Source organism: Phenylobacterium soli (assembly GCF_003254475.1).
Taxonomy (GTDB): Bacteria; Pseudomonadota; Alphaproteobacteria; order Caulobacterales; family Caulobacteraceae; genus Phenylobacterium; species Phenylobacterium soli.
In genome coordinates this window covers 2,272,646-2,293,048 of the sequence record NZ_QFYQ01000001.1, presented here as the reverse complement: position 1 = coordinate 2,293,048, position 20,403 = coordinate 2,272,646, and the positions used below count along the sequence as shown (strand labels likewise).

18 protein-coding genes and 1 tRNA gene are annotated in these 20,403 nt (G+C 67.2%); 2 read left to right on the top strand and 17 right to left on the bottom strand.

Going from position 1 to position 20,403, the window contains the following annotated elements; all coding sequences use genetic code 11:
• Nucleotides 1–5: 5 nt before the first annotated feature.
• The 3 genes from fusA to rpsL all read right to left on the bottom strand — a co-directional run bounded on the left by fusA (nt 6) and on the right by rpsL (nt 3,045).
• Nucleotides 6–2,084 carry an elongation factor G gene (fusA, locus tag DJ017_RS11325; RefSeq protein WP_111528816.1) on the bottom strand — a complete coding sequence of 693 codons (2,079 nt, stop codon included), beginning with the start codon at nt 2,082–2,084 and terminating at the stop codon, nt 6–8.
• A gap of 103 nt (nt 2,085–2,187) precedes the next feature.
• On the bottom strand, nt 2,188–2,661 hold the full coding sequence (gene rpsG, locus DJ017_RS11320; protein WP_111528815.1) for a 30S ribosomal protein S7: 474 nt from the start codon (nt 2,659–2,661) through the stop codon (nt 2,188–2,190).
• 12 nt (nt 2,662–2,673) lie between these two features.
• Nucleotides 2,674–3,045, bottom strand: a complete 372-nt coding sequence (gene rpsL, locus DJ017_RS11315; protein ID WP_111528814.1) for a 30S ribosomal protein S12 — start codon at nt 3,043–3,045, stop codon at nt 2,674–2,676.
• 319 nt (nt 3,046–3,364) lie between these two features.
• On the opposite strand from rpsL, the gene DJ017_RS11310 reads away from it, so the two are divergent.
• A complete protein-coding gene (locus tag DJ017_RS11310) occupies nt 3,365–4,033 on the top strand; it encodes a flagellar biosynthesis protein FlhF (protein ID WP_111528813.1) in 669 nt (222 codons plus the stop codon).
• Here DJ017_RS11310 and DJ017_RS11305 read toward each other — a convergent pair whose 3' ends face one another.
• From DJ017_RS11305 to DJ017_RS11245, 13 genes are all read right to left on the bottom strand, one after another.
• Nucleotides 4,034–5,140 carry a ferritin-like domain-containing protein gene (locus DJ017_RS11305; RefSeq protein ID WP_111528812.1) on the bottom strand — a complete coding sequence of 369 codons (1,107 nt, stop codon included), beginning with the start codon at nt 5,138–5,140 and terminating at the stop codon, nt 4,034–4,036.
• Nucleotides 5,141–5,359: 219 nt separating this feature from the next.
• The gene (rpoC, locus tag DJ017_RS11300; protein WP_111528811.1) at nt 5,360–9,550 is read right to left on the bottom strand and encodes a DNA-directed RNA polymerase subunit beta'; all 4,191 of its coding nucleotides are present in this window, start codon (nt 9,548–9,550) and stop codon (nt 5,360–5,362) included.
• A 95-nt stretch (nt 9,551–9,645) separates the two neighbouring features.
• Nucleotides 9,646–13,734, bottom strand: coding sequence for a DNA-directed RNA polymerase subunit beta (gene rpoB, locus DJ017_RS11295; protein WP_111528810.1), 4,089 nt, complete (start codon nt 13,732–13,734; stop codon nt 9,646–9,648).
• Between the two features lie 572 nt (nt 13,735–14,306).
• Nucleotides 14,307–14,693 (bottom strand): 50S ribosomal protein L7/L12, encoded by a 387-nt coding sequence (rplL, locus tag DJ017_RS11290; RefSeq protein ID WP_111528809.1) that lies wholly within the window; start codon nt 14,691–14,693, stop codon nt 14,307–14,309.
• Between the two features lie 45 nt (nt 14,694–14,738).
• Nucleotides 14,739–15,254 carry a 50S ribosomal protein L10 gene (gene rplJ, locus DJ017_RS11285; protein ID WP_111528808.1) on the bottom strand — a complete coding sequence of 172 codons (516 nt, stop codon included), beginning with the start codon at nt 15,252–15,254 and terminating at the stop codon, nt 14,739–14,741.
• A gap of 369 nt (nt 15,255–15,623) precedes the next feature.
• Complete coding sequence (locus tag DJ017_RS11280) at nt 15,624–16,244, bottom strand: DUF1700 domain-containing protein (RefSeq protein ID WP_111528807.1); 621 nt, start codon at nt 16,242–16,244, stop codon at nt 15,624–15,626.
• Nucleotides 16,241–16,618, bottom strand: a complete 378-nt coding sequence (locus DJ017_RS11275) for a PadR family transcriptional regulator (protein WP_111528806.1) — start codon at nt 16,616–16,618, stop codon at nt 16,241–16,243. The genes DJ017_RS11280 and DJ017_RS11275 overlap by 4 nt, the downstream gene beginning before the upstream one ends.
• A gap of 57 nt (nt 16,619–16,675) precedes the next feature.
• Entirely contained in the window at nt 16,676–17,179 is a 504-nt protein-coding gene (locus DJ017_RS11270; protein ID WP_111528805.1) for a GNAT family N-acetyltransferase, read from the bottom strand.
• Between the two features lie 88 nt (nt 17,180–17,267).
• Nucleotides 17,268–17,963, bottom strand: a complete 696-nt coding sequence (gene rplA / locus DJ017_RS11265) for a 50S ribosomal protein L1 (RefSeq protein WP_111528804.1) — start codon at nt 17,961–17,963, stop codon at nt 17,268–17,270.
• A gap of 4 nt (nt 17,964–17,967) precedes the next feature.
• Nucleotides 17,968–18,399: a 50S ribosomal protein L11 gene (rplK, locus tag DJ017_RS11260; protein WP_111528803.1), complete on the bottom strand. Its 432-nt coding sequence runs from the start codon at nt 18,397–18,399 to the stop codon at nt 17,968–17,970.
• A gap of 217 nt (nt 18,400–18,616) precedes the next feature.
• Complete coding sequence (nusG, locus tag DJ017_RS11255) at nt 18,617–19,177, bottom strand: transcription termination/antitermination protein NusG (RefSeq protein WP_111528802.1); 561 nt, start codon at nt 19,175–19,177, stop codon at nt 18,617–18,619.
• Nucleotides 19,178–19,182: 5 nt separating this feature from the next.
• The gene (gene secE / locus DJ017_RS11250; RefSeq protein WP_111528801.1) at nt 19,183–19,488 is read right to left on the bottom strand and encodes a preprotein translocase subunit SecE; all 306 of its coding nucleotides are present in this window, start codon (nt 19,486–19,488) and stop codon (nt 19,183–19,185) included.
• 70 nt (nt 19,489–19,558) lie between these two features.
• Nucleotides 19,559–19,634: transfer RNA gene (locus DJ017_RS11245), tRNA-Trp, on the bottom strand.
• 198 nt (nt 19,635–19,832) lie between these two features.
• On the opposite strand from DJ017_RS11245, the gene DJ017_RS11240 reads away from it, so the two are divergent.
• On the top strand, nt 19,833–20,027 hold the full coding sequence (locus DJ017_RS11240; protein ID WP_111528800.1) for a hypothetical protein: 195 nt from the start codon (nt 19,833–19,835) through the stop codon (nt 20,025–20,027).
• Nucleotides 20,028–20,059: 32 nt separating this feature from the next.
• On the opposite strand, the gene DJ017_RS11235 is transcribed toward DJ017_RS11240, so the two are convergent.
• Entirely contained in the window at nt 20,060–20,386 is a 327-nt protein-coding gene (locus DJ017_RS11235; protein WP_111528799.1) for a hypothetical protein, read from the bottom strand.
• Nucleotides 20,387–20,403 lie beyond the last annotated feature (17 nt).

The following is a 20,403-nucleotide window of genomic DNA, read 5'->3' as shown; positions in this document are numbered from 1 at the left end:
GATAGTTAGGCGTACTTCTTGATCACTTCGTCGGCGACGACTTGCGGCACCGTGTCGTAGTGGCTGAACGTCATGGTGAACTGAGCCCGGCCCTGAGACATGCCGCGCAGCTGGTTCACATAGCCGAACATGTTGGCGAGCGGGACGAAGGAGTTCACCACCGTAGCGTTGCCGCGCACGTCCTGGCCCTGGATCTGGCCCCGGCGGCTGTTCAGGTCGCCGATGACCGAGCCCAGGTATTCCTCGGGCGTCACGACCTCGACGGCCATGATCGGCTCGAGCAGCTTCGGACCGCCCTTCTCGCGCAGTTCCTTGAAGGCCGCGCGGCTGGCGATTTCGAAGGCCAGGACCGAGGAGTCGACGTCGTGGAAGGCGCCGTCGATCAGGGTGGCCTTGAAGTCGATCAGCGGGAAGCCGGCCAGCAGGCCGTTTTCCTTGGCGCTCTCGAGGCCCTTCTGGACGCCCGGGATGTATTCCTTCGGCACCGCGCCGCCGACGATGGCGCTCTCGAACTGGAAGCCCGAGCCCTGCTCGCCCGGCTCGAACACCAGCTTCACGCGGGCGAACTGGCCGGTGCCACCGGTCTGCTTCTTGTGGGTGTAGTCGATCTCGGCCTTGCGCGAGATGCTCTCGCGGTAGGCCACCTGCGGCTGGCCGATGTTCGCCTCGACCTTGTAGGTCCGCTTCAGGATGTCGATCTTGATGTCGAGGTGCAGCTCGCCCATCCCCTTGAGGATGGTCTGGCCGGACTCGTGGTCGGTCGACACGGTGAAGGAGGGATCCTCCGCGGCCAGCTTGGCCAGGGCGACGCCCAGCTTCTCCTGGTCGGCCTTCGACTTCGGCTCCACGGCGATCTCGATGACGGGATCGGGGAACTCCATGCGCTCCAGGATCACCGGCGACTTGTTCGGGTCGCACAGGGTGTCGCCGGTCCGCGTGTCCTTCAGGCCCGCCAGGGCGACGATGTCGCCGGCGTGGGCTTCCTTGATGTCCTCGCGGTTGTTCGAGTGCATCAGCAGCATGCGGCCGACCCGCTCGCGCTTGTCGCGCGTCGAGTTCAGCAGGCCCATGCCGGTCTCGAGCTTGCCCGAGTAGATGCGGCAGAAGGTCAGCGAGCCCACGAAGGGGTCGTCCATGATCTTGAACGCCAGAACCGACAGCGGCTCGTCGTCGGAGGCCCTGCGCTCCACTTCCTCTTCGGTGCGGAAGTCGATGCCCTTGGTCGGCGGGATGTCCACCGGCGACGGCAGGTAGTCGACCACGGCGTCGAGCAGCGGCTGGACGCCCTTGTTCTTGAACGCCGAGCCGCAGAGGATCGGATAGAAGGCGCCTGTCAGCACGGCCTTACGGATGCACTTCTTGATCACTTCCTCGGAGGGCTCTTCGCCCGAGAGGTAGGATTCCATCGCGTCGTCGTCGAGTTCGACGGCGTTCTCGATCATGTAGTTGCGGGCTTCCTCGGCCTTCTCCTTGAGGTCGGCCGGGATCTCCTCGTCGCGGTAGTTCGCGCCGAGGCCGTCGTTGTCCCACACCACCGCCTTCATGCGGACGAGGTCGACGAGGCCCTTCAGCGAGGCCTCCGAGCCGATCGGGAACTGAATTGGCACGGCCTTCACGCCGAGCCGCTCGCGGATCGTCTTCACGCAGAAGTCGAAGTCGGCGCCGATCTTGTCCATCTTGTTGACGAACACGATCCGCGGAACGTTGTACTTGTCGGCCTGGCGCCAGACCGTCTCGGTCTGCGGCTCCACGCCCTGGTTGCCGTCGAGCACCGCCACGGCGCCGTCGAGGACGCGGAGCGAGCGCTCCACCTCGATGGTGAAGTCCACGTGCCCGGGGGTGTCGATGATGTTCAGGCGCTTGCCATTCCAGATGGCGGTCGTCGCGGCCGACGTGATCGTGATGCCGCGCTCCTGCTCCTGCTCCATCCAGTCCATGGTGGCCGCGCCATCGTGGACTTCGCCGATCTTATGGCTCTTGCCGGTGTAGTAGAGGATCCGCTCGGTCGTCGTCGTCTTGCCCGCGTCGATGTGGGCCATGATTCCGAAGTTGCGGTAGTCTTCGATCTTATGCGTGCGGGGCATAGCGGACGCTCTGCGTAAAAGGGCGGTTCGGGGGGTGCTGAAACGAACGGCGCGGGCGGTTTAGCTCAAACCGCCCGCACCGGGAAGCAGTGGATGTAGGGGCTTACCAGCGGTAGTGCGAGAAGGCCCGGTTGGCTTCGGCCATCTTGTGCGTGTCTTCACGCTTCTTGACGGCCGAACCGCGGTTCGACGCGGCGTCGAGCAGCTCGCCGGCGAGCTTCTCGGTCATGGTGTTCTCGCCGCGCGAACGGGCGGCGTTGACCAGCCAGCGGATGGCCAGCGCACGGCGGCGCTCGGGACGGACTTCCACCGGAACCTGGTAGGTCGCACCGCCGACGCGGCGGGAGCGGACCTCGATCGCCGGGGCGACGTTGTCGAGCGCGGCGTGGAAGGTTTCCAGCGGGCCCATGTCCTTGCGGCGGGTCTCGAGGATGTCGAAGGCGCCGTAGAGGATGTTCTCGGCGACGGCCTTTTTGCCTTCGTACATCACGTAGTTCATGAACTTCGTGACGGTCAGATCACCGAACTTGGGATCCGGAAGGACTTCGCGTTTATCAGCGCGGCGGCGGCGGGACATATCTGAACTTCCTTACTTCGGACGCTTGGCGCCGTAGAGCGAACGGCGCTGCTTGCGGTCCTTGACCCCTTGGGTGTCGAGCACGCCGCGCAGGATGTGGTAGCGGACGCCCGGAAGGTCCTTCACGCGGCCGCCACGGATGAGCACCACGGAGTGCTCCTGCAGGTTGTGGCCTTCGCCGGGGATGTAGCACACCGCTTCGATGCCCGTGGTCAGGCGCACCTTAGCGACCTTACGAAGCGCCGAGTTCGGCTTCTTCGGGGTCGTAGTGTAAACCCGGGTGCAGACGCCGCGGCGCTGCGGGCAGCCCTTCAGGGCGGGCACCTTGTTCCGCGACGGCTTGGGCGAACGCGGCTTGCGGATGAGCTGGTTGACTGTGGGCATCTAATCTCGCTTGCGTGGAGGCGTGTGCCGTTTGGCCGAAGCGCCTCGATTGGGGTCCTTGACTGTCTTGGTTCCGAGACCGCCCTCTGAACGCAAAAACTCGCCGGGACGCGTGACTTTGCGTTCCGGCGGGGAGACGTTCATCGGGACTGGGAAGAATCCCGGCCTCGAAAGAGCGCGCTACATAGTCGTGAAGCGCTCGCCCGTCAACGTCCCTGCTCTCGGCAGGCCGTTGTTTTCAAAGGCCCCCATTCGGTCACGAAATCGCCGTGGGGGCCGGTCTTGGTACGGCCGAGCTGGTACGGGGGATTGAACGCGGATGTCGGCGGCCAGGCGCGGCCGGAAGATCGGAGCGATCGCGGTCTCGGCCGTCATCCACGCCGTCCTCCTGACGGCGGTGGCCCTGCATGCGCCCAGCCTGTTCATCCCGCACGAGAGCCGCGGCCCGCCCGAGCCGATCATTCCCATCCTCCTGATGCCGCGCACGCCGCCCGCGCCCCGCGCGGCGGGCGTCGCCCCCGCGCCGATCCGCCTGCACCGCCGCCAACTGCGCTATGCGCCCAAGGAGCTGCCGGTGCCGCCGCTGCACGTGCCGGAGCCGAAGACCCAGCCCGCCTCGCCCGCCCCGCCCGTCTTCCGGCCCGCGCCCCTGCCCAGGGGCGGCCAGAAGGAGGAGCTGAGGCTGACGCTGCGCCGCAGCGCCATCGGCTGCGCCAATCCCGAGGCCGCCGGCCTGTCGCGCGAGGAGCGCGAGGCCTGCGCCGAACAGCTCGGCCAGGGCGCCGGCGCCGCGCCGTTCCGCGGACTCGGCCTTCCGGCCGGCAAGCAGGGCGCGCTCGAGCGCGCCGGGGCGCGCAAGGAGGCGGAGCGCAGATACAAGGAAGCCCCGCCGCCGGCGGGGCTGTCCCAGGGCGGACCTGGCGCGACGGCCGAGGACCTCGGACGCTCGCTTGGTAACGACCGCCCGAAAGCCTCCGCTCCCTTCTGATCAGGCCGCGACGCGGCCGCCCGCCTTCTGCAGCGGCGCTTCCAGCGTCGCCCAGTCGATCATGCCGTCGTCCTTGAGGTTCTCGAACTGGAGCACGCCCAGCTCCTCGAACTTCGGCCGGATCTTGTCGGTGAGCAGGCCCACGCGCTTCAGGTTCGGGATCATCCGCTCGAACAGGAAGGTGCGGAACGCCTGACCGCCCTGGCTGGCGTTGTTGACCTCCAGCGCCTCCTCCTCGGTGAAGCCGAACTCCTGGGCCACGTTGGTCGACACCAGGCGGTTGCGCATGACCACGCAGGCCTCGTAGGCGAACTGCGCCCGCTCCTCGATCTGCTCCTGCGGCAGCGAGCGGATCCAGTCCTCGAGGTAGTTGACGCCGAAGGCCACGTGGCGGCCCTCGTCGCGCATGACCAGACCGACGATGTCGCGCAGCAGCGGGTCCTTGGTGGTCGAGTGGATGGTCTGGAAGGCCGCCAGCGCGAGGCCCTCGATGAGGATCTGCATGCCGATGAACTTCAGGTCCCAGCGCTCGTCGGTCAGCACCTTGTCGAGCAGGAACTTCAGGTTCGGATTGATCGGATAGATCATGTGGCAGCGCTCCATCAGATAGCGATGGAACACCTCCACGTGCCGCGCCTCGTCGAAGGTCTGGGAGGCGGCGTAGAGCTTGGCGTCGTGGGTCGGGGCGCAGGTGACGAGCTGGGAGGCGACCATCAGGGCGCCCTGCTCGCCGTGCAGGAATTGGGAGAGGGTCTGGGCGTTGGTGCGGGCCATGAACTCGCGCTTCTGCTCAGGGCTCAGCGCCTTCCACTTCGGATGGTCGCGCCACCCTTCGGGCTCGATCTCGTCGCCGGCGTCGGCCGGCAGGGCCTGGCTCCAGTCCACGTCCAGCTCGGCGTTCCAGTTGAAGCGCTTGCCGAGCTCGTAGAGCCGCCGGATACGGGCGTTGGCCGCCTCGTAGTCCCAGTTGTAGGAGCCGGTCAGCGGGGTCTTGAAGATCTCGCGGATGACCTCGACGTCGTGGTCGGTCAGCCGGTGGGCGAGGTCGTCCTCATCGAAGTACTGAACCTCGGTGGGCGGGCCCTTCACGACAGAGACGTGCAGCATTGGCGTTTCCCTGATCCACTTTCCGTGAACCGCCCGGGCCTCTCCCGGGCGTTAGCCGCACGATAAAAATGACGCCTCCGTCATCTTTGATCTGGATCAAACTGCCGCAGAAAAGATGACGCCCCCGTCATTTTTATGCGGTCCGCCCACAAACGAAACGGCCCGGGATTGCTCCCGGGCCGCTCGGTACGCGTACTGACTGGAGTCTGTGGCCGGAGGCTACTGCTCCACGCGTTCGGCCTCGGCCGCGTCGGCGATGACCTCGGGCAGAGGCTCCATCGCCTGCTCGCGGCTCTGCGCCAGGGCCTCGTCGCGCTTGGCGGCGATGCGCTGCAGGTTGCGCAGGTACGAGCCCGTGCCCGCCGGGATGAGGCGGCCGACGATGACGTTCTCCTTGAGGCCTTCCAGGGTGTCGATCTTGCCCTGGACCGAGGCCTCGGTGAGGACCCGGGTGGTCTCCTGGAACGACGCCGCCGAGATGAAGCTGCGCGTCTGCAGCGAGGCCTTGGTGATGCCGAGCAGGACCGGCTGGGTGAGCGCCGCGCGGCCGCCGCGGGCTTCCGCCTTGGCGTTCTCCTCGTCGACCTCAACCTTGTCCAGGTGGTCGCCCTTGAGCAGGCCGGTGTCGCCCGGCTCGAGGATCTCCACCTTCTGCAGCATCTGACGCACGATCGTCTCGATGTGCTTGTCGTTGATCGGCACGCCCTGCAGTCGGTAGACCTCCTGGATCTCGTTGACCAGGAAGTCGGCCAGCGCCTCGATGCCCTGGATGCGCAGGATGTCGTGCGGATCCGGGTTGCCGTCGATGAGGTACTCGCCCTTGCGGATCACGTCGCCGTCGTGGACGGCGATGTGCTTGCCCTTCGGGATCAGGAACTCGACCGCCTCGCCGCCGTCCTCCGGCGTGATCTTGATGCGGCGCTTGTTCTTGTAGTCCCGACCGAACTCGACCCGGCCGTCCATCTCGGCGATGACCGCGCAATCCTTCGGACGCCGCGCTTCGAAGAGCTCGGCCACCCGCGGCAGACCGCCGGTGATGTCGCGCGTCTTGGCGCTTTCCGTCGGAATACGGGCCAGCACCTCGCCCGGCTTCACCTCGTCGCCGTCACCCAGCGAAAGGATGGCGCCGACCGGCAGGAGGTAACGGGCCTCGCCGCCGTTGGAGATGCGCTTGTAGGCGCCCTGCTCGTCCAGCACCGCCATGGCCGGACGCAGGTCCGAACCCTTGGTGGAGGCGCGCCAGTCGATGACCACGCGGTTCGAGATGCCGGTGGCTTCGTCGGCTTCCTCGCGGACCGAGACGTTCTCCACCAGGTCCTCGAAGCGCACCCGGCCGCCCACTTCGGTGATGATCGGCGTGGTGTAGGGGTCCCACTCGGCCAGGCGCTGGCCGCGCTTGACCTTGTCGCCGTCCTTGACCTTCAGGCGGGCCCCGTAAGGCACCTTGTAGGCCTCGCGGTCCTTGCCATCGACCTGCACGGTGAGCTGCAGGTTGCGGCTCATGCTGATCAGGGCGCCGTCCGGAGCGATGACGGTGTTGCCACCGCTGATCCGGGCCACGCCTTCGTTGCCGGACTCGTAGAACGACTGCTCGGCCACCTGGGCGGTGCCGCCGATGTGGAAAGTCCGCATCGTCAGCTGGGTGCCCGGCTCGCCGATCGACTGGGCGGCGATGACGCCCACGGCCTCGCCGATGTTCACCGGGGTGCCGCGCGCCAGGTCACGGCCGTAGCAGGCCGCGCAGACGCCGTTCTTGGCCTCGCAGGTCAGGACCGAGCGGACCTTCACCGACTGGACGCCGGCGCTTTCGATCAGCTCGATCATGTTCTCGTCGAGGTAGGTGTCGGCCGGCACGATCACTTCGTTCGTGCCCGGGTCCTTCACGTCCTCGGCCGCGAAACGGCCCAGGATGCGCAGGCCGAGCGAGACGAGCACGTCGCCGCCCTCGACCACCGCCCGCAGCGTGATGCCGCGCGTGGTGCCGCAGTCTTCCTCGTTGATGATGCAGTCCTGCGCCACGTCCACGAGGCGGCGGGTCAGGTAGCCCGAGTTCGCCGTCTTGAGCGCGGTGTCGGCCAGGCCCTTACGGGCGCCGTGGGTGGAGTTGAAGTACTCCTGGACGGTCAGGCCTTCCTTGAAGTTCGAGGTGATCGGCGTCTCGATGATCTCGCCGGACGGCTTGGCCATCAGGCCGCGCATGCCGCCGAGCTGCTTCATCTGGGCCTGCGAACCGCGGGCGCCGGAGTGGCTCATCATGTAGATCGAGTTGATCTCGCCGGTGCGGCCGTCGACCATCGGGGTCGTCGCCACCTCGGCCATCATCTCGTCGGCCACCCGGTCCGTCGCCTTGGCCCAGGCGTCGACCACCTTGTTGTACTTCTCGCCCTTGGTGATCAGGCCGTCGGCGTACTGCTGCTCGTACTCCTCGACCAGCTTGCGGGTCTCTTCGACGATCGGCTTCTTGCGGGCCGGGATGACGATGTCGTCCTTGCCGAACGAGATGCCCGCCTTGGCCGCCTCGCGGAAGCCCAGGCCCATGATCTGGTCGGCGAAGATGACCGTCGCCTTCTGACCGCAGTGCCGGTAGACGGTGTCGATCAGGTTGCCGATCTCCTTCTTGGTCAGCGCCTTGTCGAGCAGCCGGTGGCCGATCGCGGGGTGCTGAGGCAGGAGGGCGGCGATCTTCATCCGGCCCGGCGTCGTGTCGATCAGCTTGCGCACGATGTTGCCGTCGGCGTCGCTCTCGGAGAAGCGCGCCTTCACCTTCGAGTGCAGGGTGATGACCTTGGCGTCGAGCGCCAGCTCGATCTCGCCGAGATCGGCGAACACCTTGCCCTCGCCCGGCTCGCCGTCCTTGGCCAGCGACAGGTAGTAGAGACCGAGAACGATGTCCTGCGACGGCACGATGATCGGCCGGCCGTTGGCGGGCGACAGGATGTTGTTCGTCGACATCATCAGCACGCGCGCTTCCAGCTGGGCTTCCAGCGAGAGCGGCACGTGGACGGCCATCTGGTCGCCGTCGAAGTCGGCGTTGAACGCGGCGCAGACCAGCGGGTGCAGCTGGATGGCCTTGCCTTCGATCAGCTTCGGCTCGAACGCCTGGATGCCCAGACGGTGCAGGGTCGGGGCGCGGTTCAGCAGCACCGGGTGCTCGCGGATCACCTCGTCGAGGATGTCCCACACCGCCGGCTGCTCACGCTCCACCATGCGCTTGGACTGCTTGACGGTTCCGGACAGGCCCTTGGCGTCCAGCCGCGCGTAGATGAACGGCTTGAACAGCTCGAGCGCCATCTTCTTCGGCAGGCCGCACTCGTGCAGCTTCAGCTCGGGGCCGACCACGATGACCGAACGGCCCGAGTAGTCGACGCGCTTGCCGAGCAGGTTCTGGCGGAAGCGGCCCTGCTTGCCCTTCAGCATGTCGGCCAGCGACTTCAGCGGACGCTTGTTGGCGCCGGTGATCACGCGGCCGCGGCGGCCGTTGTCGAACAGGGCGTCGACGGCTTCCTGCAGCATCCGCTTTTCGTTGCGGATGATGATGTCCGGCGCGCGCAGCTCGATGAGGCGCTTGAGGCGGTTGTTCCGGTTGATGACCCGCCGGTAGAGGTCGTTCAGGTCGGAGGTCGCGAAGCGGCCACCGTCGAGCGGCACCAGCGGGCGCAGCTCCGGCGGGATCACCGGGATGACCGTCAGGATCATCCATTCCGGCTTGTTGTTGCTCTCCATGAAGCTCTCGATGAGCTTCAGGCGCTTGGACGCCTTCTTGAGCTTCATCTCGGAGGTGGTGGTCTTCAGCTCCTCGCGAAGCTGCTCGGCCACCTTCTCGAGCTCGAGGCCCTTCAGCATGCCGTGGACGGCCTCGGCGCCGATCTCGGCGGTGAAGCTGTCGTCGCCGAACTCCTCCTGGAAGCGCATGTAGTCGTCTTCCGACAGCAGCTGGTGCTGCTTCAGCGGGGTCAGGCCCGGCTCGGTGACGATGTAGTTCTCGAAGTACAGGACGCGCTCGACGTCCTTCAGCGCCATATCGAGCATCAGGGCGATGCGCGAGGGCAGCGACTTCAGGAACCAGATGTGGGCGACCGGGCTGGCCAGCTCGATGTGGCCCATCCGCTCGCGCCGGACGCGCGCCAGCGTCACCTCGACGCCGCACTTCTCGCAGATGATGCCTTTGTACTTCATCCGCTTGTACTTGCCGCACAGGCACTCGTAGTCCTTCGTCGGACCGAAGATGCGGGCGCAGAACAGGCCGTCACGCTCGGGCTTGAACGTGCGGTAGTTGATCGTTTCCGGCTTCTTGATCTCGCCGAACGACCACGACCGGATCTTTTCCGGCGACGCGAGCGCGATGCGGATCTGGTCGAACGTCGGCGCGGCTTGCACCGGATTGAAGATGTTCAGGACTTCCTGGTTCATCTTGGTTCCTTCTGCGGGACGGACCCCGCGAAAATTCATTCAGAGCTGGGCGAAGCGCCCTCCCCCGTCGCCGAGGGAGGACCGAAGGCGTCGCGTCAGCTGTTCTCCAGCTCCACGTTCAGGCCGAGGGAGCGCATCTCCTTGACCAGCACGTTGAAGCTTTCCGGAATGCCGGCCTCGAAGGTGTCGTCGCCGCGGACGATGGACTCGTAGACCTTCGTCCGGCCGGCCACGTCGTCCGACTTCACCGTCAGCATCTCCTGCAGGGTGTAGGCGGCGCCGTAGGCTTCCAGGGCCCAGACTTCCATTTCCCCGAAGCGCTGACCACCGAACTGCGCCTTGCCGCCCAGCGGCTGCTGGGTGACGAGCGAGTACGGGCCGATCGAACGGGCGTGGATCTTGTCGTCGACCAGGTGGTGCAGCTTCAGCATGTAGATGTAGCCGACCGTGACCGGACGCTTGAAGCGCTCGCCCGTCTGGCCGTCGTACAGGTACGACTGGCCGGAGCGGTCGAGGCCCGCCTTCTCGAGCAGGTTCTCGATGTCGTCGATGTGGGCCCCGTCGAACACCGGCGTGGCGAAGGGGATGCCCTTCGACAGGTTGCGGGCGAGCTCCACGAGCTCCTCCTCGGTGTCCGGCAGTTCCTCGTCCTTGCCGTAGACCTCGCGCAGGTGCTCGACGAGCGCCTGCTTCTGCCCGCCGTTCTGCCAGTCCTCGAGGACGCGCGCGACCTGCTTGCCGAGACCGGCCGCGGCCCAGCCGAGGTGGGTCTCGAAGATCTGGCCGACGTTCATCCGCGAAGGCACGCCCAGCGGGTTCAGCACGATGTCGACGCTGGTGCCGTCCTCCAGGTAGGGCATGTCCTCGATCGGCAGGATCTTGGAGATGACCCCCTTGTTGCCGTGACGGCCAGCCATCTTGTCGCCCGGCTGCAGCTTGCGCTTCACCGCCACGAACACCTTGACCATCTTCATCACGCCGGGCGGCAGCTCGTCGCCACGCTGCAGCTTGTCGACCTTGTCCTCGAAGCGGCGGTCGAGGCGCTTGCGGGCCTCGTCGAACTGCTTGCGCAGCGCTTCGAGCTCGCCCATCGCCTTCTCGTCGTCGAGGGCGATCTGCCACCACAGGCCGGGCGCGATCTCTTCCAGCTTGTCGGCGGTGATCTCGCCGCGGCCCAGGCCCTTCGGACCCGAGACGGCGTTCTTGCCGACCAGCAGCTGGCGCAGACGGCCCTGCATGTTGCGGTTCAGGATCGCGAACTCGTCGTCGCGGTCCTTGCCCAGGCGGTCGATCTCGGCGCGCTCGATGGCCAGGGCCCGCTCGTCCTTGTCGACGCCGTGGCGGTTGAAGACGCGGACTTCCACGATGGTGCCGGCGACGCCAGGGGGCAGACGCAGGGAGGTGTCGCGGACGTCGGAAGCCTTCTCGCCGAAGATGGCGCGCAGCAGCTTCTCTTCGGGGGTCATCGGGCTTTCGCCCTTCGGCGTGACCTTGCCGACGAGGATGTCGCCGGGCTGCACTTCCGCGCCGATCGCCACGATGCCCGCTTCGTCGAGGTTGCGGAGCGCTTCCTCGCCGACGTTCGGGATGTCGCGGGTGATCTCTTCCGGGCCCAGCTTGGTGTCGCGGGCCATGACCTCGAACTCCTCGATGTGGATCGAGGTGAACACGTCATCGCGCACGATCCGCTCGGAGATCAGGATCGAGTCTTCGAAGTTGTAGCCGTTCCAGGGCATGAACGCGACGAGGGCGTTGCGGCCCAGCGCCAGTTCGCCCAGCTCCGTCGACGGGCCGTCGGCGATCACGTCGCCGGCCTTCACCCGGTCGCCCACGCGCACCAGCGGACGCTGGTTGATGCAGGTCGAGGTGTTGGAGCGCTGGAACTTCTGCAGGCGGTAGATGTCGACGCCCGGCTTCGTCGGGTCGGTCTCTTCGGTGGCGCGCACGACGATACGGGTGCCGTCGATGTTCTCCACCACGCCGGGGCGGCGGGCCACCACGACGGCGCCGGAGTCCACGGCCACCACGCTCTCCATGCCGGTGCCGACCAGCGGCGCATCCGACTGGATGAGCGGCACAGCCTGCTTCTGCATGTTCGAGCCCATCAGCGCGCGGTTCGCGTCGTCGTTCTCGAGGAACGGGATCAGCGAGGCGGCGACGGAGACGACCTGCTTGGGCGACACGTCCATCAGGTCCACCTGATCCTTCACGATCAGGGTGGGTTCGCCGTTGATCCGGCCGGGGACCAGGTCTTCGACGATGACGCCGGAGTCGAGCTTGATGTTGGCCTGGGCGATGGCGTGCTTCGCCTCTTCCATGGCCGACATGTAGACCACCTCGTCCGTGATCTTGCCGTCCTTGATCCGCCGGTACGGGCTCTCGATGAAGCCGTACTTGTTGACCACCGCGTGGGTGGCCAGCGAGTTGATCAGACCGATGTTCGGACCTTCGGGCGTCTCGATCGGGCAGATCCGGCCGTAGTGGGTCGGGTGCACGTCGCGGACTTCGAAGCCCGCGCGCTCGCGGGTCAGGCCGCCCGGGCCGAGGGCCGACAGACGCCGCTTATGGGTGATTTCCGACAGCGGGTTGGTCTGGTCCATGAACTGCGACAGCTGCGAGGAGCCGAAGAACTCCCGCACCGCGGCCGCGGCCGGCTTGGCGTTGATCAGGTCGTGCGGCATGACCGTGTCGATGTCGACCGAGCTCATGCGCTCCTTGATCGCCCGCTCCATGCGCAGCAGGCCGACGCGATACTGGTTCTCCAGCAGTTCGCCGACCGAACGCACCCGGCGGTTGCCGAGGTTGTCGATGTCGTCGATCTCGCCGCGGCCGTCGCGCAGGCCCACCAGGGTCTGCAGCACCGCCAGCACGTCTTCCTTGCGCAGGATCCGCACGTCGTCGGGGCAGTCGAGTTCCAGGCGCATGTTCATCTTCACGCGGCCGACCGAGGACAGGTCGTAGCGCTCGGAATCGAAGAACAGCGACTTGAACATCGCCTCGGCGGCTTCCACCGTCGGCGGCTCGCCCGGACGCATGACGCGGTAGATGTCGAACAGCGCGTCCTCGCGGGCGGTGTTCTTGTCGACGCGCAGGGTGTTGCGGATGTAGGCGCCGAGCGTCACCTCATCGACGTCGAGGACGTCGAGGGTCGAGAAGCCCTGCTCCTCCAGCGCGGCCAGCAGGCCGGCGTCCAGCTCGTCGCCGGCTTCGGCGTAGATCTCGCCGGTCTCGAAGTTCACCAGGTCGCGCGCCAGGTACTTGCCCGCCAGGGCTTCCGGCGGCAGCAGCAGGGTCTTGAGGCCCGCGTCGGCGAACTTCTTGGCGTTGCGCGCCGAGATCTTCTGGCCGGCCGGGGCGATCTCCTCGCCGGTGTCGGCGTCCACCAGGGCGAAGTCCGGCTTGGCGCCGCGCCAGCGCTCGGCCTTGTAGGGGGTGGTCCAGCCGCCCGCCTGGCCCTTCTTGTCGGCGCGCTTCTCGTAGGAAACGGTGTCGTAGAAGGTGGAGAGGATCTCCTCGCCATCCATGCCGAGCGCCATCAGGAAGGTGGTGGCCGGCAGCTTACGGCGGCGGTCGATACGGACGTAGACGATGTCCTTGGCGTCGAACTCGAAATCGAGCCACGAGCCGCGGTAGGGGATCACGCGGGCGGCGAACAGCAGCTTGCCCGAGGCGTGGGTCTTGCCCTTGTCGTGGTCGAAGAAGACGCCCGGCGAGCGGTGCATCTGCGAGACGATGACGCGCTGGGTCCCGTTGACGATGAAGGTGCCCTTCTCCGTCATGAGCGGGATGTCGCCCATGTAGACGTCCTGCTCCTTGATGTCCTTCACGGAGCGGGCGCCGGTCTCTTCGTCGGTTTCGAAGACGATGAGGCGCAGCTTCACCTTCAGGGGCGCGGCATAGGTCATGTCGCGCTGGACGCATTCCTCGACGTCGTACTTCGGCTCCTCGAACTCGTAGGAGACGTACTCGAGCACCGCGCGCTCGTTGAAGTCCTTGATCGGGAATACGGACTTGAAGACCGCTTCCAGGCCCTCGTCGCCGCGGTCGGCGGGCCGGACTTCGCGCTGCAGGAACTGCTCGTAGGAGGAGCGCTGAACCTCGATGAGGTTCGGCATCTGCACGGCTTCGGGGATGCGGCCGAACGACTTCCGGATCCGCTTCTTACCGGTGTAGGAGTGCGCCATCTTTGTCCCTTGGACGCGGCGGGACGGAGTCCCGGCGTCGATTAGATCCCTGCGTCCACCCTCGGAACTCCGCCTAGGGCGGAGCCGGACGCTGGATGGGCCCCCTGGTGACGTCGGGGGCGCTCCCTCGCATGGTCGGAGGGCGACGGACCATGCCTCGGAGCAACACGCGCGAAAGCGGTGCGTGAATCGGAGATTTCGCGAAAGAGCGCAGATAGGCCTTTTCGCGCCTTGAGGGAAGCCCCCACACGCATTTGACGGAAAGAAATTGTCGCCGGACAAAATGAGGCGGCGTGGGGTGGAGTGCCTCACGCCGCCTCTTCGCCCGGGCAAGCCCGGGCATTCGCTAGCTTCCGATAGTCTTACGCTGGTCGCGCAGCCCCCTAACCAGGGAGCCGCACCGAAAGTTCCTGCCGTTCATTCAGGGTTCATATCGCGGCGCGCGCCGCGCCTCCCGCCCCCCCTGGAAACGGCGACGAAAAAGGGAAACGGCGACGGAAAAGGGAAACGGCCACGAAAAAGGGCCGGGATTTCTCCCGGCCCTTTCGGAAACAGCTGAGCTGTCCGCCAGACTACTTGATCTGGACGGAGGCGCCGGCTTCTTCCAGCTTCTTCTTGATCTCTTCCGCTTCCTGCTTGGAAACGTTTTCCTTCACGTTCTGCGGAGCGCCTTCGACGAGGTCCTTGGCTTCCTTCAGGCCGAGGTCCGGACGGACGCCGCGGACTTCCTTGATCACGTTGATCTTCTTGTCGCCGCCGGCGGTCAGCACGACGGTGAACTCGGTCTGCTCTTCGGCGGCTTCGGCCGGAGCGGCGCCACCGGCGCCGGGAGCGGCGGCCACGGCGACCGGAGCCGCGGCGGAGACGCCCCACTTTTCTTCGAGCATCTTGGAGAGCTCAGCGGCTTCCAGGACGGAGAGGGCCGACAGGCTGTCGACGAGTTCTTGCAGATTGGCCATTTGATTTGGTCCTTAAACGAAAGGGTTGTCGGGGAAGATGACGATCTAGGCGGCGTCTTTGGCGGCGTAAGCGCCGACGACGCGCGCGAGCTGACCCGCCGGCGCCTGCAGAACGCCCGCCACCTTGGTGGCCGGAGCTTGCAGAAGGCCGATGATCTTGCCGCGGAGCTGGTCCAGCGAGGGCAGCGTGGCGAGCGCGCTGATCCCCTTGGTGTCCAGCACCTGTTGACCCATCAGGCCGCCGATCACCGAGAATTTCTCGTTGTCCTTGGCGTACTGGGTCGCGACCTTGGCGGCGGAGACGGGGTCCGGCGCGAAGGCGATGGCGACGGGGCCCTTGAAGAGGGCGTCGCCCGCTTCGCCGACCGAGCCGTCCAGAGCCTTCTTGACCAGGGTGTTCTTCACCACCTTCAGCTGGGCGCCTTCAGCACGAAGCTTGCCCCGCAGATCGGTCATTTCCGCAACGGTCAGACCCAGGTAGTGGGTCACGACCACGGCGCCGGCGCCTTCGAACACGCCCTTGAGCGTCTCGACGGCCTCCTGCTTTTGAGCGCGGTCCATTGCGGTCTCCATACTCAGGTTCGACGCCCGCAGGAGCGCGGACGCCGCATAGCAGCGGCCTTCCCCGGCGAACCGGAGACGACCGTTCAGACCTGTCCTTGAGAAGCCGCAGTCTACGCGCCCTCGCCATGGCGAAGGGGTCGCGGAAACTTCATCTTCCCGTCTCCCAGCGGCCGGGGAAGGGCTCTTCCCCGCGTTACGGTCCCGGGCGGCCCCCGGATCCCCGCAGTTCTCGGACAGGAACAGGGGCCCCATTTCTTGGGATCGGGCCCCTGCCCGCCCCGTCTGGCGACGAGGCGAAACTCTAGAAGGCGCGGCTCATACAGGAGCCGGGGCCAAAAATCAAACCGCCCGCCGGGCCCTCGCCGCTCAGGCCGGCTGCAGGGCCAGGCGCCGCGGCCGCCGGGTGGCGGCCATCATCCGCACGGCCAGCACCCCGAACGACCACGTCAGCCAGGCGAGGATCAGCCCCGCCGCCAGGCAGATCGGGACGATCGTCCAGCCCAGCATCTCGTGCGACTGCGGCGCGCGGTCGATGGTGCCCAGCACGAAGGACCAGCCGCCCTTGGCCTCGGGGGTGCGCCACATGCCGACCCGCTCGGGGTCGAACGGCTTCCAGGCCGCCACGACGACGAAGGCCGCGGACAGCAGATAGCCGAACAGCGAGACGAAGAAGGTCACCACCCCCATGACGCTGACGCTGGCCAGCCGCACCACGGCGGCCAGAACGCCCAGCGGGCTGCGGTCCTGCTCCATCACCGCGGCCACCCGCTCGGCGACGTTCAGGCGGGCCACCTCGCGGGGCGAGCCGAGCGCGGCCAGGGCGGCCTCGATGCTCGCCGGCGTCATCCGGCCCTCGACCTTGTCCAGCACATGGGCGCGCAGCTCCAGGAGCACCTCGCGGATCTCGGCCTGCGACAGGCCCCTCAGATGGCGGCGCACCTGTTCGAGGTAGGTTTCGAGGTGGGCCATGGCGGCGTCACGGGTCATTTGCGGTCTCCTTCGAGAGGCGCGAGCAGGCGTTGCAGGCCCCGGGCGAAGCCGGTCCAGGCGCGGGCCATGTCGCGGACGCGGGCGCGGCCGCGGTCGGTGAGGCTGTAGTACTTGCGCGGGTGGCCGGCGGCGGCCTCTACCCACTCCGCCGCCACCAGGCCCTCGGCCTTCATGCGGTTCAGCAGCGGATAGATGGTGCCTTCCGGGACCGAGAGGCCCGCTTCCGCCTCCAGGCGGCGCAGCATCTCGAGGCCGTAGAGCCGGCCTTCCCAGAGGGTCGCCAGCACGGCGAGGCCCAGTCCGCCCTTGCGGAGCTGGATCTCCCACTTGCCCAGTTCGTCGTCGGGCGGCGCTGTCGGTGCGATGTCCATGCACAATACCTTGCATACCGAGGTATCGTGCACACGTGAATTCGCCGTAAGGCGCGGCTAGACCCGGAAGCGCAGGATCGCCCCGTCCCACCGCTCGTCCTGCTGGTCGCGCTCCTCCACCGGCCCGGCCGCCGCCGCCTCGGCGACCTCGCGCCAGAAGGCGAGGGCGCCGGCGTTCTTGCGGGCCACTGCGATCTCCCACTGCCCGGGGCGCGTGGAGATGGTCTCGAGGGCGGCCGCACGGCCCACCCCTTCGCGCCGGTAGTGCCGGGCGACGAAGAACTCGGCGACGCTGTGGTCCAGGGGCTCGCCCGAATGGCTGAAGTCGTTGAGCAGGACGAAGCCGGCGATCTGGCCGTCGGCGCGGATCAGCCAGGCCGAGCGCCCCGGCTCGCGCCAGAAGCTCTCCAGTGGCGGATAGGGCGGGAAGCGGCCGTCCTCGCCGATCTCCACCCGACGCTCGGTCCAGAAGTCGGTGAAGTCGTGGACGTAGAGCTGGAAGAGGTTGGCGATCGCCCTCGCCTTCTCAGGGCCGGCGCGCTGCAGCGTCACCTCGGGCATTGGCGTCTCCCCCCGTCGAACGGGCCCCAAACGAAAAAGGAGCGGCGTCGCCGCCGCTCCTTCATACGTCGTTTCGGGCGGCCTGGGATCAGGCGGCGCCGCCGAACGAGCCGGCGTCGATCTTGATGCCCGGGCCCATGGTGGACGAGAGGCTGACCTTCTTGATGTAGGTCCCCTTCGCGCCCGAGGGCTTGGCCTTGTTCAGCGCATCGATCAGGGCGCGGACGTTGGCGAGCAGCTGCTCCTCGGTGAACGAGGCCTTGCCGACGCCGGCGTGCACGATGCCCGCCTTCTCCACGCGGAACTCGATGGCGCCGCCCTTGGCGTCCTTCACCGCCTGACCCACGTTCGGGGTCACGGTGCCGACGCGCGGGTTCGGCATCAGGCCGCGCGGGCCCAGCACCTTACCGAGACGGCCGACGAGGGCCATCATGTCGGGGGTGGCGATCACCCGGTCGAAATCCATGAAGCCGCCCTGGATGCGCTCCACCAGGTCCTCGGCCCCGACGATGTCGGCGCCCGCGGCCTTGGCTTCGTCGGCCTTGGCGTCCTTGGCGATGACGGCGACGCGGACGTCGCGGCCGGTGCCGGAGGGCAGGTTGACCACGCCGCGGACCTGCTGGTCAGCGTGACGCGGGTCGACGCCCAGGTTGACGGCCATCTCGACGGTCTCGTCGAACTTGGCGTTGGCGTTGGCCTTCACCAGCTTGACGGCGGCTTCGAGCGGATGGGCGACGCTGACGTCCCCGGTCCACTTCTGCATGCGCTTCGGTTGCTTCGCCATCGTCTTAGGCCTCCACGATCTCGAGACCCATCGAACGGGCCGAGCCCTCGATGATCTTCGCAGCCGCCTCGACGTCGTTGGCGTTGAGGTCCTTCATCTTCTTCTCGGCGATCTCGCGCAGCTGGGTGCGCGTGATCTTGCCGGCCGTGTCGCGGCCGGGGGCCTTGGAGCCCGACTTCAGACCGACCGCCTGCTTGATGTAGTAGCTGGCCGGCGGGGTCTTGGTGACGAAGGTGAACGACTTGTCCTGGTAGACGGTGATCACGGTCGGAAGGGGCGTGCCCTTCTGTTCCTTCTCCGTCCGGGCGTTGAATTCCTTGCAGAAGCCCATGATGTTGACGCCGCGCTGGCCCAGCGCCGGCCCGATGGGCGGCGAAGGCGTGGCGGAGCCCGCAGGCACCTGCAGCTTGATGTAGCCCAGAATCTTCTTGGCCATCTTCTGCTCCTATGCCCCCGACGGGGGCGGTTGAGCCGTGGTGCGAGGTTACGGTGGCCGCCCTCTCCCACGGATTTGAGCGCCCCTACTCTACGCCGGGCGCGAAGCGCGGGCCTGTATCAGGTCCAGCCGCGGGAAACAACCGCGAGCGCCGACTCCAAACAGAAAGGGCGGCCCGAGGGCCGCCCGATCCGTGATCCGTGGGACCTCAGTCCGACTAGCCGAGCTTCTCGACCTGACCGTACTCCAGCTCCACCGGCGTGGCGCGGCCGAAGATCGAGACGGTGACGCGCAGGCGGGCGCGCTCCTCGTCGACCTGCTCGACCGAGCCGTTGAAGGAGGCGAACGGCCCGTCGGTGACGCGCACCTGCTCGCCGATCTCGAAGGTGATCGTGGGCTTGGGCCGCTCGACGCCTTCCTCGATGGCGCCGACGATCCGCTCGACTTCCTTGTCGGAGACCGGCATCGGCTTGGAGCCGGAGCCCAGGAAGCCGGTGACCTTCGGGGTGTTCTTGATGAGGTGGTAGGCCTCGTCCGTGAGCTCCATCTTCACCAGCACGTAGCCGGGGAAGAACTTGCGCTCGGAATTGACCTTCCGGCCGCGGCGGATCTCCACCACGTCTTCGGTCGGCACCAGGATCTCGGAGAAGTTCTCCTCGAGGCCTTGCGAGCGCGCCTGTTCACGGATGCTCTCGGCCACCTTCTTCTCGAAGTTCGAGTAGGCGTGGACGATGTACCACTTGTGGCGCGGATTGGAGGTTTGGGCGGCTTCCGACATGTTCCTTATCCACCGCTCGCGAGCTTGAGCACCTGGGTGATGGCCCAGCTGATCGACGCGTCGGTCAGGAAGAAGAAGAGCGAGGCCAGCACCACCATGATGGCGACCATCACCGAGGTGATCCAGGTCTCGCGGCGGCTGGTCCAGGTGATCCGGCGGGCCTCGACGCGCACTTCCTTGGCGAACTGCGAGATCGAGGTGCGCTTCTTGGGCGCAGCCTGAGCCACCGCGGACGGCGAGGACATGGCCGTGGCCGTCTTGGCGGCGCGGTTCCTCATCGCTTGCGGGGTCTGACCGGGTTTCCTGGCCATGGCGGCGTCTTCAAGCTCTCGTTTCTCGGGCGGCGGACGTCCGCGCCCCTCTCAGTCACTCAATATAGGATGGCAGGAGTGGAGGGACTCGAACCCCCGGCCCTCGGTTTTGGAGACCGATGCTCTACCAGCTGAGCTACACTCCTTCGCCGCAGTCCCTTGGGGGGGGCCTGCCTCCGAACAATGAACAGCGCGCCGGAAAGCGGTGAAGCCTTCCGGCGCGCTCGGCTCATCGCCGGAGCCGCGCGGTTTAGCAGGGGCGCGGGAACCGGGCAAGGCGGATCGAACCGGCCGCCCCGCCGTTTCGCTGGCGACCGACAAGCCGCATTTCGAAAGGCTTCCCGATGCCGAACCGCCAGCGAGAACAGTGGAACCGCGACGACGAGCAAAAGCCCGGCGCGCCGCCCCGCACCGCCTATGAACCCGACGGAGCCGAGGGCTCCGAGAAGACCTCGAAGACCCTCACCGACCCTGCCACGGGCGAGCCGCGCCGCGGGCCCCAGGCGCCCAACCGCTCGTCGAGCGAGGACCGCCGCTAGCGCGTGGCCGCCGGGGCCCCTCCCCGCCTAGCTCAGTGCTTGCACTGCAGGCCGGTGTAATCGACCTGAGCGTTGACCAGCGTCGGCCCGCAGGCCCCGGCCGGTCCCGCCGTGCCCGAGACGTTGACCGCGACGCCCTTGGCCAGGTCGACCCCGGCCGCGGTGACGTCCCAGGTCTTGCCGTCCGCCGTCAGGGTCACGCAGCCCGGCTTGGGCGCCTTCGGACAGCCGACCGCCGTCACCTGCTCGGCCGCCGGCGCGCTCTCCGCCGCCTGGGCCCCCGATACGCCGCTGTTGCCGCATCCCGCGCAGGCGAGACCGAGCAGGGCCACGGCCGCCGCTCCCATCAAGATCCGCATCGCATCCTCCCCGAACG